This is a genomic window from Mesorhizobium sp. NZP2298 (assembly GCF_013170825.1).
Taxonomy (GTDB): domain Bacteria; phylum Pseudomonadota; class Alphaproteobacteria; order Rhizobiales; family Rhizobiaceae; genus Mesorhizobium.
Genome location: NZ_CP033365.1, coordinates 2,703,369 through 2,715,668, shown reverse-complemented (window position 1 = coordinate 2,715,668; position 12,300 = coordinate 2,703,369). Strand labels below are relative to the sequence as shown.

Genomic DNA, 12,300 nt, shown 5'->3' with positions numbered 1-12,300 from the left:
GGCGGCGATGACAACCCATCCGATCACGATCGACAGCGCCGGTGGCGAATACATGGAAGCCGTGCTCGTGATCGCCTGGGCGGTGAAGCCAGGCGATCCGGTCAAGGCCGGCGATCTGGTCGTCACCGTCGAGACGGCCAAGGCCGCGACCGAAATCGAAGCCGACCGCGACGGCTGGCTGGCTGACATCTTCTTCGCCGAAGGACAGGAAGCGCCGGTGGGCGCCGTGCTCGGCACGATCGCGGACGAGAAGCCGACGGCTGGCCAGCCAGCCTTGCCCGGGCCGGCTATAGCAGCCGCCACGGCAGCCAAACCGCGCGAGCTTGTGGCTGACGAAGCCTCTTCCTCCATCCGGCAGCCCGGCAACCGCCCGATCGCCAGCCCGCTTGCCCGGCGGCTTGCCGCCGCGGCCGGGCTCGACCTTGCCGCCATTTCGGGAAGCGGGCCGCGCGGACGCATCAAGAAGCGCGACATCGATGCCACCCTTGCCGCTCGCACGAACGAACAGGATGCCGCGGTCCTACGGACGCCGGCCCCGGGCCGGACATCGTCTGTTGCCGCGCCGGCGTTGGCCAGACAAGCCGTGCCGATGGTTTTCATCCATGGCTTCGGAGCGGATCGCTCCGTGTGGCGGCAGGTCGTTCCGCTGCTCGGGTCGGGAATCGAGACTATCAGCCTCGACCTGCCCGGCCACGGCAGTGAAGCCGCCACGACGGCGAGCAGCATCGAAGAGATCGCTTTCCTCCTCTCCGACCGGCTGGAGGAAATGGGCGTGGGCAATGCCCATCTCGTCGGCCATTCGCTCGGCGGCGCGGCGGCTCTGGCGCTCACCCGGCTTGGCCGCTTGGCGGTCCGCTCCGTCACGCTTCTGGCGCCCGGCGGGCTCGGCCCCGAGATCAATGCGGGTTTCCTTGCCGGGCTCGCCCGCGCCACAACCGTCCAGGCCCTGGAGCGGTGGCTGGCGGTCATGGTCGGCGACCCCTCGGCCTTGCCTGGCGGCTACGCGCAGGCCGCGCTGCGGCAGATCGAAAAGACCGGCAATCGCGACACGCTCGCTGCGATGGCCGAAAGCCTGTTCCCCGACGGCACGCAAGGCTTCGACCTTGGCAGCGCGCTCGCGGAACTCGCCGTCCCGACGCGGCTCATCTGGGGCAGGCTCGACCGCATCATCCCGGTCGCCCATGCGGCCCGCGCGCCAGGCTTTGCCGGCGTCCATCTTCTCGATGGCATCGGCCATGTCGCGCAGATTGAGGCGCCGACGCTCACGGCCCGGCTGATAACCGAGACGGTGCGAAGCGCCGGCTGAGCCGGCGACCGCGAGAGGCAGACAGATCACGTTGACCGGCGCTGGGGCGCCGGAGCAGATGCCAGAAGGAGTGCCAAAGATGATCTTCGACCATCGCATTTATACCGCTCGCCCGAACAAGCTGTCGCATTTCCTCACTCTCTACGAGGAGGTCGGCCTGCCGATGCAGCGGCATTATCTGGGCGAGCCCTTCGGCTTCTTCCAGACGCATATCGGCGACCTCTCGCGCACCGTGCATCTGTGGAAATATGACAGCCTTGCCGACCGGGAAGAGCGGCGCGACCGCATGGAGGCCGACCCGGAATGGCAGGCCTACCGGCGCAAGGTGATCGAGACCGACTATCTGCTCGACATGCGCAACCAGATCCTCAAGCCAGTTTCGTTCTTCAATCCGGGAAAATAAGATGGACCTGATTTTCTCGGCCGAGGGGCAAAGCTGGCCGCTGCGGCTCAGCGGCAATGCCGACCGCACCCGCCGTGCCTTGCTTTCGGCCCTGCCGATGCGCCTGCAACTCCATACGCCCAAGATCGCCGGCAGCCATATCTACTGGCATGCGCCCTTCGTGGAGGATGTCGAGGGCGCGACGCATGTGCTTGCCGCGACTGCCGGCGCCTTCATCTACTGGCCGGTGCGGCAGTTCCTCGAAATCACCTTCGCGCCGCTTCAGGCGGAGAATGCCGAGATCACCGTTCTCGGCCATCTTGACGCGCCGGTGGAAGGCATTGCCGAGCTCGCCGCGACACTGAAGCGGGACCAGGGCCGACGCATTCTGGAAGGCACGCTGGTCCGATCGGATGGCGGCGCATCCGAGCCGCCGGCGCCGTCGCCGCTCCCGCAGGATATCATCGCCGCGCGCAAGGCGTTGTGGGCGGCTTGTCCCGCCGATATCGGCAATGTCACCGCGTCCCGCGCGATCATGCACCCGGCCGGTCCCGTCTTCACGGCGGAGTCGGAAGCGCGCGTGCTGCACGAGCTGCTATGGTGGATCCGCGCGGCGCGCGGCAGGGAGGAGGCCGTGCGGCGGCAGACGGCGGCGCTCGTGCTCAACAAGACCGGCACCCGCCTGCGCGACTTCTGCCACATGGAAGAAACGCCGGCTCTGCTTTTCCGGCTCGAGGCGGCGATGGGCGACGGCCATCCCTTCGATGCCCTGATCGACGAGGCAATCCTGGTCGCTGGCCGGATCGGCGCCTGGCTCGATCTCCTGATCCCATGGAACGACCTCAACGAGGCTTTTCGCGTCGCGCTTGATGGCAGGAAGGCCAGCTGATGGAAAGGCCGACTATCGGCATTGTCGGCTTCGGCGTGATCGGTCAGCGCTGGGCGGCATGCTTTGCCCATGCCGGCCATGCGGTTCGCGTGTTCGATCCCACGGATCGGCGCGAGACGGCATTCAGCGAGGTGTTGCCCGCCCTCATGGCCGACCTCGACGCGCTGAAGGGCCCCTCGCCGGCGCCCGGTGCGCTCCGTCTTTTCCCGACGCTCGCCGAGACGCTCGAAGGCGTCGGCTTCGTGCAGGAGAACGGCCCGGAAAACCTGGCCCTCAAGCGCCGGCTGCTCGCCGAAATCGAAGACCATGTCGGTGACGAGGTCATCATCGCGTCCTCCTCCTCGGCGCTGCTGGTGTCCGACATGCAGGCCGAATGCCGCCTGCCCGGCCGCATCGTGCTCGGTCATCCCTTCAACCCGGCGCATCTGATGCCGCTGATCGAGATCGTCGGCGGCAAGGCGACCGATCCACAGGCGATCGCCCGGGCACGCGCCCTCTATGAGGCGATCGGCAAGAAGCCGGTGACGCTCAACCGGGAAGTGACCGGTCATATCGCCCTGCGCCTGATGGGCGCCATGTGGCGCGAGGCGATCGCGCTGGTGCGCGATGGCGTCGCCTCCGTCGAGGACGTGGATCGAGCCTTCATGTACGGGCCGGGGCCGAAATGGACGCTGCAGGGCTCGTTCATTTCCAACAGCCTCAACGCCGATGGCATCGAGGATTTCCTGCACAAGTATGGCCCGACCTATCAGGCGATCTGGGACACGCTGCTCGATGCCAAGCTCGACGGCGAGACGATCCGCGCGATCACGGCTTCGACGGATGCAGCCGTGGGAGAGCGCAGCCAGCGCGAACTGAAGGCGGCACGCGAGGCCGGCCTCGTCGACATTCTGAAGACGGTGGCCGAACGCGGCGCGCTTTGATCATAGCGGCTTTGGAGAGCAACCATGGATTACCGTACTGCCCTTGTCACCGGCGCCTCGAAAGGCATCGGCGCGGCGATCGTCGAGAGCCTGGTGGCGGAAGGATTGACCGTCCATGCGCTGGCGCGCGGCGATGACGCGCTGCAGGTCTTGCAGCAACGGCTCGGACCCCGCGTCAAGCCGCTTGTCGCCGATGTGCGCGACCATCAGGCGATCGCCTCGGCGCTCGGTTCGACGGAAATCGATGTGCTGGTGAACAATGCCGGCGGTCTGGCCACGGTGCGTCCCCTTCAAGAGCAGGATGCCGAGGAAACAGCCGAGGTGGTGGCCCTGAACCTCACCGCGCCGTTGCAGCTCATCCGCCTGTTGCTGCCTGGCATGATCGCGCGCAAGCGTGGCCACATCTTCAACCTGACCAGCACGGCGGCCGGCGCGGTGTTTCCAGGCACGACGACCTATGGCGCGGCCAAGGCCGGCCTCTCCCAGGCCGGCCGCATCCTGCGCTTCGATCTCGCTGGCACCGGCGTGCGGCTGACCGAGATCGCGCCCGGCCGTGTGGAAACGGATTTCTACCTGAAGGCCTTCGACGGCGACCGCGAGGGCCTGCGCAAGCGCATGTACAGCGAGCAGCGGCCGCTCGGCCCGGCCGATATCGCGGCCGTGCTTGTTGCCGCGCTGCGGATGCCGGACCATGTCGACATCGCCGAACTGACCGTCACGCCCAGCGAACAAGCCACCGGCGGCCACACCTATCCACCAGCCCCGCAGCGGTGACCGCGCCTCAAAGAGGCCGCGGATCAGCCAGATCGGGTCAATTTGTCGAGCACGGCCGCGCAGGCCTCCTCCCAGGCCGCCGGCACGCCGCGCGCCGAAAGAACCTGCAGCCCCCGCTCGGTGATGCCGCCCGGTGTCACCAGCTCTTCGAGCATCCGATCCATCGGCTCGCTCTTCTCCGCAATCAGCCGTCCGGCCGCCACGAAGGTCATTGCCGCCAGCCGGCGTGCGATTTCCGGGTCGAGACCCCTGGCGCTTGACCAATCGGCTGTGTTGCGGATCAGATCCTGCGCCCAGCCGTACACGGCGGCGCTGACTGTCGCCACCTCGAAGTCCGTTTCGCTGGCAAGAGCGATCGAGGGGCCGAGCCGGTCAAGAACCGTCCGCGCCTGCTCGATATCGGGAAAATAGACCGTCGGACTGGAGGCAATCTCCGAAGCGGTGAACGGCATGGCGCGCACAGCGCGCGCGGGCGCGACATCGAGCCGTGACAGCAGAACCCCAGCGCAGACCGAAACCACCACCTGACCTTCGCGCCACGGCAAGCCTTGAACCGCATCCGGCGCATGGGTGGGCCGCACGGACAGAATGACGACATCGGACCGTTCGACGAGATCACGATTGTCCACCGCCAATTGAAAGCCATGGTGGGCGGCCAGCGCGGCAGCCTTGCCGCGCGGCGACAGGATGAATGCCGCGGGGTCAAGCCCGGAACGCCGGAACCCGGCCAGCATGGATGCCGCCAGATGCCCGACGCCAAGAACACCGATCATCATAGTTGTCTCCCGCGCTGCAACCTGTGGCTTGCCATTCCTGTGAAGTTGGGAAAGAAAGATGCACCATAAAGTGTCGACACAGCCTGCAGACAAACCGGATTGGAACCTTCATGACCGAACGAGCCGAGACTGGCGCCGACAGCGACCCGTCCTTCGCCAACGAGGCCGAGACGCGCCGCACCGCCGACAGCAGCGAGCGCGCTTACCTCACCATCCGCAAGCTTCTGGTCGAGTTCAAGCTGAAGCCTGGCGAACGCATCAACGAGGTCCAGCTTTCGCGCAGCCTCGGCGTGTCGCGCACGCCGATCCGCGAGGCGCTGAACCGGCTTGCCTCCGAGGGCTTCGTTTCGCTCACACCCAATCGCGGTTTCTTCGTCAGGAGCCTCAGCACCGAGGGCCTGCTCGATCTCTATGAGCTGCGCTCCATCATCGAATGCGCCGCCTTCAAGCTGATGTGCGAGCGTGCGGACGACAGCGAGATCGATCGTTTGCGGCAGTATTGGGAAGCGATTGTCGATGTCTACCCGAACCAGCCTCCGGACATCATCCTGGCCGAGGACGAAGGCTTTCATCTGCTCATCGCCGAACTGTCCGGAAATCCCGAGCTCGTCGGGCAGCTCAGCTCCATCAATGCCCGCATCCGCTTCATCCGGCGCATCCAGATCGAACACCCCTCGCATGACAAGGCACAGATCACCTCCCATTCGGCCATCGTCGAAGCCGCCGTCAAGCGCGACGCCGAGAACGGCGCGAAATTGTTGCGCGAACATATCGAAATGACCGTCTCCGCCACGCAGCAAGCGCTCAAGGACGCCCTGCTCAAGGTTTTCGCGCCCGACAACGGCGCCGAGCTGAAGCGTCGCCGAAGGGCTCGCGACGCATAATCGATATCTGAGCACAAAATTGAACGCAATAGTGTCGACACTTTCTTGACGGCGCTCTCTTTGTCTGCTTCGATGGGCTTACACGGGGAAGAAGACCGGAACGGCCTCCCCTGTCGTAGTCAGCAGCTAAGGGGAACCATGATGAAAAAATCTATCGCCACACTTCTTCTCGGCGCTTCGCTTTTTGCAGCGCCGGCCATGGCCGAGCAGATCACCGTCGGAATGTCCGCGCCGCTCTCGGGCGCGCAGGCCTATTTCGGCAGCACCTGGCACAATGGCTTCAAGCTCTACGTCGACAAGCTGAACGCCGATGGCGGCGTCAATGGCGTCACCATTGCCTATGACCAGCAGGACGACAAGGCCGACCCGCGCGAGGGAACGCTCGTGGCCCAGAAATTCTGCGACAATGACAAGGTCGTGCTTGGCCTAGTGAACTTCAATTCCGGCGTCGCCCAGTCGACGCTGCCGATCTATGAAGACTGCACGCTGCCGACCATGACCTTCGGCTCCAACCCGTCTCTCACCAAGCAGGGTTACAAGTTCATGGTGCGCCCGGTGGCCAACGATCTGGCCGGGGCATTGCTGCCGGCCGAATATGCGCTGGGCAAGCTCGGCGCCAAGACAGCCGTGATCGTCAACGACAAGCAGGTCTTCGGCCAGGGCATTTCCGAAATCTTCGCCAAGAACTTCGAAGCCGGCGGCGGCAAGGTCCTCGATACCATTGCCGTGGCGCCGTCCGACGTGGACTTCACCGCCGTGCTGGCCCAGATCAAGTCCAAGAAGCCCGATGCGATCTATCTCGGCGCCGTCATGCCGCAGCTTGCGCTGTTCGCCAAGCAGATGCACGAGCAAGGCATCGCCGCCGCGCTGATGGTACCGGACGGCGGCTACACGCCGGACCTCATCAAGCAGGCCGGCGAAGCCAATGTCCAGGGCACGCTTGTCGCGATCCAGGTGCCGCCGATGGATGCTTCGCCCGAGATCGCCGATTTCGCCAAGCTCTACAAGGCGAAGTATGGCGAGGAAGCCGGCCCGTATTCCATCTACGGCTATGTGCAGGGCCAGATCCTGGAACAGGTGCTGAAGACCACCAAGGGCCTGACGCGTGAGGACCTCAACGCGGCATTGCATGCGGTCAAGGCGAAGACGGTCGTCGGCGAGCTGGAATTCGACGAAACCGGCGAACTCAAAGTCGCCCCATCCTACCTCTACAAGGTGGAGGGAACGGGCTTCCAGCTCGTCGGTTCGAAGTAGCAGCCAGACCGCCGGAGCCGCATCGCTACGCGCGAAGCGGCTCCTTCACCTGTTGACGGGCGTGCCTGCCGCAAGTACGGGCGGCCTCGTCGACCATTCCCCTTCCCGGTTCGACCGGTCCATGGGGTTGCAGGCACAGGACGCCGGCCCATGCTGGGAAACCTTATCCAACAAACGGTAAATGCCCTGACCATCGGCTCGATCTACGCCCTGATCGCGCTCGGCTACACCATGGTCTATGGCGTGTTGCGCATGATCAACTTCGCCCATGGCGAGATGTTCATGCTCGGCGCCTATGTCGCGTTTCTGGCGCTCAGCCTGCTGGTCGGCGATGTCGGGGTGTCGGGCGCGCTGGCGCTTACCGCGGCCTTTCTCGTGGCGATCTTCCTCGTCGGCCTCATCGGCGTCGGCATCGAAAGGGTCGCCTACAAACCGCTGAGAAGCTCCACCCGGCTCGCACCGATGCTCTCCTCGCTCGGCGTCTCATTGTCGCTCGTCACCGGGGTGCAGATCCTGGCTGGCCCACAGCCGGTCGCCTTTCCCAGCTTCTTCCCCGTCGTCCGCTATCAGGTGATGGGCGGCACCATCACCTTGATGCAGATCGGCATCCTGATCGCCGCCTTCGTGCTGATGTTCGGCCTGCATGTCCTGGTCAACCGGAGCCGTATCGGCATCATCGTGCGCGCCGTGTCGGAAAGCCGCCCGACCGCGCAGTTGCTGGGCATCAACGTCAACGGCGCCATCTCGATGGTGTTCTTCGTCGGGCCGCTTCTGGGTGCTGCCGGCGGCATCCTCTATTCCAGCTACTATGGCATCATGTCGCCCAGCATGGGCGCCGTCATCGGGCTGAAGGCCTTCACCGCGGCCATCCTCGGCGGCATCGGCTCGATCCCTGGCGCCATGCTTGGCGCCTTCATCCTGGCTTTCATCGAAGTGTGGGGAACCGCGCTGCTGCCAATCGTCACAAACGGCGTGCTCGGCACCGAGTATCGCGACGTTCTCGCCTTTGCGATCCTCATACTCGTGCTCCTGGTCCGTCCCGCCGGCATACTCGGCGAGGCCGTCTCCGAGGAGAGCATCGTGTACAAGAGGGAATTCTGATGGCCGCCGCCGACACCCTCGCAACCGCCCGGCCGCGTGCGAACCGGACCATCTCATGGCTCGTCTTAGCCATCGCGATCGCGCTGATCGTGGCCACGCCCTTCCTGCCCAACTACCATGTCCGTGTCCTCAACAGCCTGCTGATCTACATCCTGCTCGGCATCGGCCTGAACATCGTGATCGGCTATACCGGGCTGCTGGACCTCGGCTTCGTCGCCTTCTACGCGGTCGGCGCCTACAGCTATGGGCTGCTGGCAAGCCCCCAGCTCGGCCTGCATATGCCGTTCCTGCTCATCCTGCTCGTCGCCGCCTGCCTTGGCGCGTTCACCGGCATATTGCTCGGCATTCCGGTGTTGCGATTGCGGGGCGACTATCTGGCCATCGTCACACTTGGCTTCGGCGAGATCATCCGCATCATCATCAACAATCTCGACTGGCTGACCGGAGGGCCGCAAGGCATTGCCCGCCTGGACAAGGCCTCGATCCTCGGCATCCAGATCGCCCGGCCGATCGACTTCTTCTGGCTGCTGCTGATCACCGTGCTGATCGTCGGCACCGTGGTCTGGCGGCTGGAGCGTTCCATCCTCGGCAAGGCGTGGGCGGCGATCCGCGAGGACCAGGACGCCGCGCGCGGCATCGGCATCAACACCACCAATGCCAAGCTTGCCGCTTTCGCCACCTCGGCCACGATCGGCTCCATAGCCGGCGCGATCTTCGCCGCATCGCAACGTTTCGTCAGCCCGGAGAGCTTCACGCTGCAGGAATCGGTGCTGATCGTGCTGATGATCGTGGTCGGCGGCATCGGCAACATCTTCGGCATCGTCGCCGGCGCGGCAATCCTGATCCTGCTGCCGGAGCTGCTGCGCGAATTCGCCGAATGGCGCATCCTCTTCCTCGGTCTTTTGATGATCTCGCTGATCATCGCGCGCCCGGCCGGCATCGTGCCGCGCAGCTTTGGGCCGGAGAAACTGATCCGGGGGCTTTTCGGAAAATGACGCTGGTCTTTCAGAGCCTTCGCAAGGTGTATGGCGAGGTCGTCGCCATCGACGACGTGTCGACCGCCTTCGCCCCCGGCATGATCCACGGCGTGATCGGACCGAACGGCGCCGGCAAGTCGACGCTGATCAACATGACGGCGGGTTCCTACACGGTGTCCTCCGGCTCGATCACGCTCGACGGCAAGCGTCTCGACAAGCTCAAGAAATACCAGATCGCCAATTCGGGAATTGCCCGCACCTATCAGAACATCCGGCTCTTCGACCAGATGTCGGCGATCGAAAACCTCGAAGTCTGTTTCTATCCCGCCGAGGTTGCGGCCGCCTGGAGGGAAGTGATCTGGCCACCCTATGCCAACGCCCAGCGCCGGCGCCGGCGTGAAAAATGCATGGAAATCCTGCGGTTTTTTGACCTTCAAGCCTATGCCGACGTCGATGCCGGGGGCCTGCCCTATGGCCGGCAACGCATGCTGGAAATTGCCCGCGCCTTGGTCGCCAATCCGCGCGTCCTGCTGCTCGACGAGCCCGCCGCCGGATTGAACCACCACGAGACGGCGGAGCTGACGGCAAAACTCACCGCGTTGCGTTCGCCCGACCGCATCATGATCGTCGTCGAGCACGACATGGATCTCGTCATGACGCTCTGCGACAGCATCATCGTCATGCATCACGGAAAACTGCTCTTCCGGGGCACGCCCGCCGAGGTGCAGGCAAGCACCGACGTCCAACTCGCCTATCTGGGAACCGCCAATGACATCGACGACATCCGAGCCGCTGCTCAGGATCGCCGGGCTCAGCTCGGGATACGGGCGCGTCGGCGTTCTTGAGGACATCAGCATTGACGTCGATCCGCACGAGATCGTCGTCATCCTGGGTCCCAACGGCGCCGGCAAGACGACGCTGCTCAACTCGATCTCCGGCGTTGCGCGGCCCACCGCCGGCAGCATCGCGTTCGAGGGCCGTGACATCACCGGGATGCGCCCCGAACAGGTCGTGCGTCTCGGCATCACCCACTGCCCGGAAGGCCGGCAGATCTTCCAGCGCCTGACGGTGGAGGAAAACATGGTCGCGGCCCATATCGGTCGCGGCGGGAAGAGTTTCGAGGCGTTGCGCGCCGAGGTGTTCGAGCTGTTTCCGGTGCTCAAGGAACGGCGCAACGGCATGGCAAGCCGCATGTCCGGCGGCCAGCAGCAGATGCTGGCGATCGGCCGCGCGCTGATGGCCGAGCCGAAGCTTCTGATGCTGGACGAACCATCTCTCGGTCTCGCCCCGAAGATCGTCCACCAGATCTTCCGCATCATCCTCGACCTGTCGCGCAACGGCATTTCGATCCTGCTCGTCGAGCAGAACGTTCAGCTTGCGCTCGAATGCGGCGACTACGCCTACCTGCTCAACACCGGCAAGGTGAAGCTGCATGGCCCGGCGCAGGAAATGGCCGCGCATTCGGCCCTGAGGGAACACTATCTCGGCGGCGCCAGCGAGGACGTCCTTCATGTTTGAGGTCGACTGGAAGACGCCGCATCTGTGGCGCAAGACCGCGAACAGGCGCCCAGCCGCACCGGCACTGCAAGGCGAGCTGAAGACGGACGTGCTGGTGGTCGGCGGCGGCTTCACCGGCATGGCCGCGGCACTCGGCGCGCGCGACAGCGGCGTCAACGTCATCCTGCTCGAGAGCAACGAGATCGGATCGGCGGCGTCGGGCCGCAACAACGGCCTTGTCATCTCCCACCATTCCAAGGCCTCGCCGGCGGAGTTCGAGGCGGTCTACGGCAAGACGATCGGTGAGCGCTACAATCGGATGGTTGCGGATGCGGCCGGCGTCGCCTTCGGCCTGATGCAGCGCTTCAACATCGACGCCCACCAGGTTCAGGAAGGCTGGATCCAGCCCGCGCACACCGACGCCACGCTTGCCCGCGCGCGCCAGTTCTACGAGGAGTGGAAAGCCTTCGGCGCCAATGTCTCCTGGCTTGACCGGGCCGAGGCCACCGCGCGCATCGGCAGCCCCTATCTCGGCGGCTGGATGGTGCACAATTCCGGCCACATCAATCCGTTCGCCATGACCATTGGCCTTGCCGGCGCCCTTGAGCGCGAAGGCGTGACCATCTTCGAGAACTCCCCGGCGACTCGCATCGAGAAGGTGGAAGGCGGCTGGCGCGTCCTCACCGCAACGGGAAGCGTCACGGCGCCAGAAGTGGTACTTGCCACGAATGCGCTTACCGGCGACCTCTGGCCTGGGCTGAAGAAGACACTGATGCCGTTCAAGGTCTTCCAGGCCGCGACAAACCCGCTGCCGGAAGGCTTGCGCACCAGGATCCTTGTCGGCAACCCCGCAGTGTCCGACATGCGCAACGACATCCGCTATTTCCACTACGACGTCGACGGCCGGCTGGTGAGCGGCGGCACGCATACATTCTGGTTCGACGAGGCCGACCGCGGTCGCGCCAAGGTCTCGAGCATGCTGGGCAAGGCTTTTCACGCATTCGGCGGCGAACCGGCGCTCGTGGAATACTGGCATGGCACCTTTGCCGTGGTGCCTGATCGCAGGCCTCGCCTCTATCGCCTGGCGCCCGGCCTCGTGTTTGGCGGCGTCTATTCCGGCCGCGGCGTGGCACTGGCAATGTCGCTTGGCCAGGAAATCGGCCGCTGGGCAGCAGGCCGGCGCCGGGACGAGCAGATGCCTTTGCCGGTCACCAACATGAAACCGGTTCCGTTCCATCCGGTCGCCGTGCAGGTCGCCAACCGCATGCACATCTGGAACCGTTTCAAGGATCGAAGCTCTTGATGCCATTATAGGCCGAGGACGCTGAGTTCGTGTGCCGGCGGCTTGATGGTCCAGCCATGGTGTTGCCTTGGCACTTCATGCCATTGACGCGGCAGTCCCGCGAAGCCCACCAGGATTTGAACGAAGCACGACCTTTGGTGGATGCAGCAGGCGACTTGTTGGCGGCATCGCGAGATCGGCGTTGGAGCTGCCGAGACCTTCTTCCTGTGATGTCTGCCCACCTGATTCCGGCCG

Annotated in this window: 13 protein-coding genes; 12 read left to right on the top strand and 1 reads right to left on the bottom strand. The window is 64.8% G+C overall.

From position 1 onward, the window contains the following. Positions 1 to 7 precede the first annotated feature (7 nt). The 5 genes from EB231_RS13135 (at position 8) to EB231_RS13115 (ending at position 4,274) form a co-directional block, all read left to right on the top strand. Entirely contained in the window at positions 8 to 1,306 is a 1,299-nt protein-coding gene (locus tag EB231_RS13135) for an alpha/beta fold hydrolase (RefSeq protein ID WP_172349172.1), read from the top strand. Between the two features lie 79 nt (positions 1,307 to 1,385). Next, positions 1,386 to 1,709, top strand: coding sequence for an NIPSNAP family protein (locus EB231_RS13130; RefSeq protein WP_172349171.1), 324 nt, complete (start codon positions 1,386 to 1,388; stop codon positions 1,707 to 1,709). Position 1,710: 1 nt separating this feature from the next. Then, positions 1,711 to 2,577, top strand: coding sequence for a hypothetical protein (locus EB231_RS13125; RefSeq protein WP_172349170.1), 867 nt, complete (start codon positions 1,711 to 1,713; stop codon positions 2,575 to 2,577). Then, positions 2,577 to 3,500, top strand: coding sequence for a 3-hydroxyacyl-CoA dehydrogenase NAD-binding domain-containing protein (locus EB231_RS13120; protein WP_172349169.1), 924 nt, complete (start codon positions 2,577 to 2,579; stop codon positions 3,498 to 3,500). The genes EB231_RS13125 and EB231_RS13120 overlap by 1 nt, the downstream gene beginning before the upstream one ends. A 24-nt stretch (positions 3,501 to 3,524) precedes the next feature. Further along, on the top strand, positions 3,525 to 4,274 hold the full coding sequence (locus EB231_RS13115) for an SDR family oxidoreductase (protein ID WP_172349168.1): 750 nt from the start codon (positions 3,525 to 3,527) through the stop codon (positions 4,272 to 4,274). Between the two features lie 23 nt (positions 4,275 to 4,297). On the opposite strand, the gene EB231_RS13110 is transcribed toward EB231_RS13115, so the two are convergent. Then, positions 4,298 to 5,050, bottom strand: a complete 753-nt coding sequence (locus EB231_RS13110) for a pyrroline-5-carboxylate reductase family protein (protein ID WP_172349167.1) — start codon at positions 5,048 to 5,050, stop codon at positions 4,298 to 4,300. Between the two features lie 110 nt (positions 5,051 to 5,160). Here EB231_RS13110 and EB231_RS13105 point away from each other — a divergent pair, with 110 nt between their 5' ends. From EB231_RS13105 to EB231_RS13075, 7 genes are all read left to right on the top strand, one after another. Continuing rightward, entirely contained in the window at positions 5,161 to 5,934 is a 774-nt protein-coding gene (locus tag EB231_RS13105; protein ID WP_172349166.1) for a GntR family transcriptional regulator, read from the top strand. Between the two features lie 141 nt (positions 5,935 to 6,075). Continuing rightward, on the top strand, positions 6,076 to 7,188 hold the full coding sequence (locus EB231_RS13100) for a branched-chain amino acid ABC transporter substrate-binding protein (protein ID WP_172349165.1): 1,113 nt from the start codon (positions 6,076 to 6,078) through the stop codon (positions 7,186 to 7,188). Between the two features lie 150 nt (positions 7,189 to 7,338). Continuing rightward, positions 7,339 to 8,289: a branched-chain amino acid ABC transporter permease gene (locus tag EB231_RS13095; RefSeq protein WP_246740932.1), complete on the top strand. Its 951-nt coding sequence runs from the start codon at positions 7,339 to 7,341 to the stop codon at positions 8,287 to 8,289. Continuing rightward, positions 8,289 to 9,284, top strand: a complete 996-nt coding sequence (locus EB231_RS13090; protein ID WP_172349164.1) for a branched-chain amino acid ABC transporter permease — start codon at positions 8,289 to 8,291, stop codon at positions 9,282 to 9,284. The genes EB231_RS13095 and EB231_RS13090 overlap by 1 nt, the downstream gene beginning before the upstream one ends. After that, positions 9,281 to 10,111 (top strand): ABC transporter ATP-binding protein, encoded by an 831-nt coding sequence (locus tag EB231_RS13085; protein ID WP_172349163.1) that lies wholly within the window; start codon positions 9,281 to 9,283, stop codon positions 10,109 to 10,111. The genes EB231_RS13090 and EB231_RS13085 overlap by 4 nt, the downstream gene beginning before the upstream one ends. Then, entirely contained in the window at positions 10,035 to 10,784 is a 750-nt protein-coding gene (locus EB231_RS13080; protein ID WP_140774345.1) for an ABC transporter ATP-binding protein, read from the top strand. The genes EB231_RS13085 and EB231_RS13080 overlap by 77 nt, the downstream gene beginning before the upstream one ends. Next, entirely contained in the window at positions 10,777 to 12,066 is a 1,290-nt protein-coding gene (locus EB231_RS13075; protein ID WP_172349162.1) for an NAD(P)/FAD-dependent oxidoreductase, read from the top strand. Before EB231_RS13080 ends, EB231_RS13075 begins: the two co-directional genes overlap by 8 nt. Positions 12,067 to 12,300: the final 234 nt, after the last annotated feature.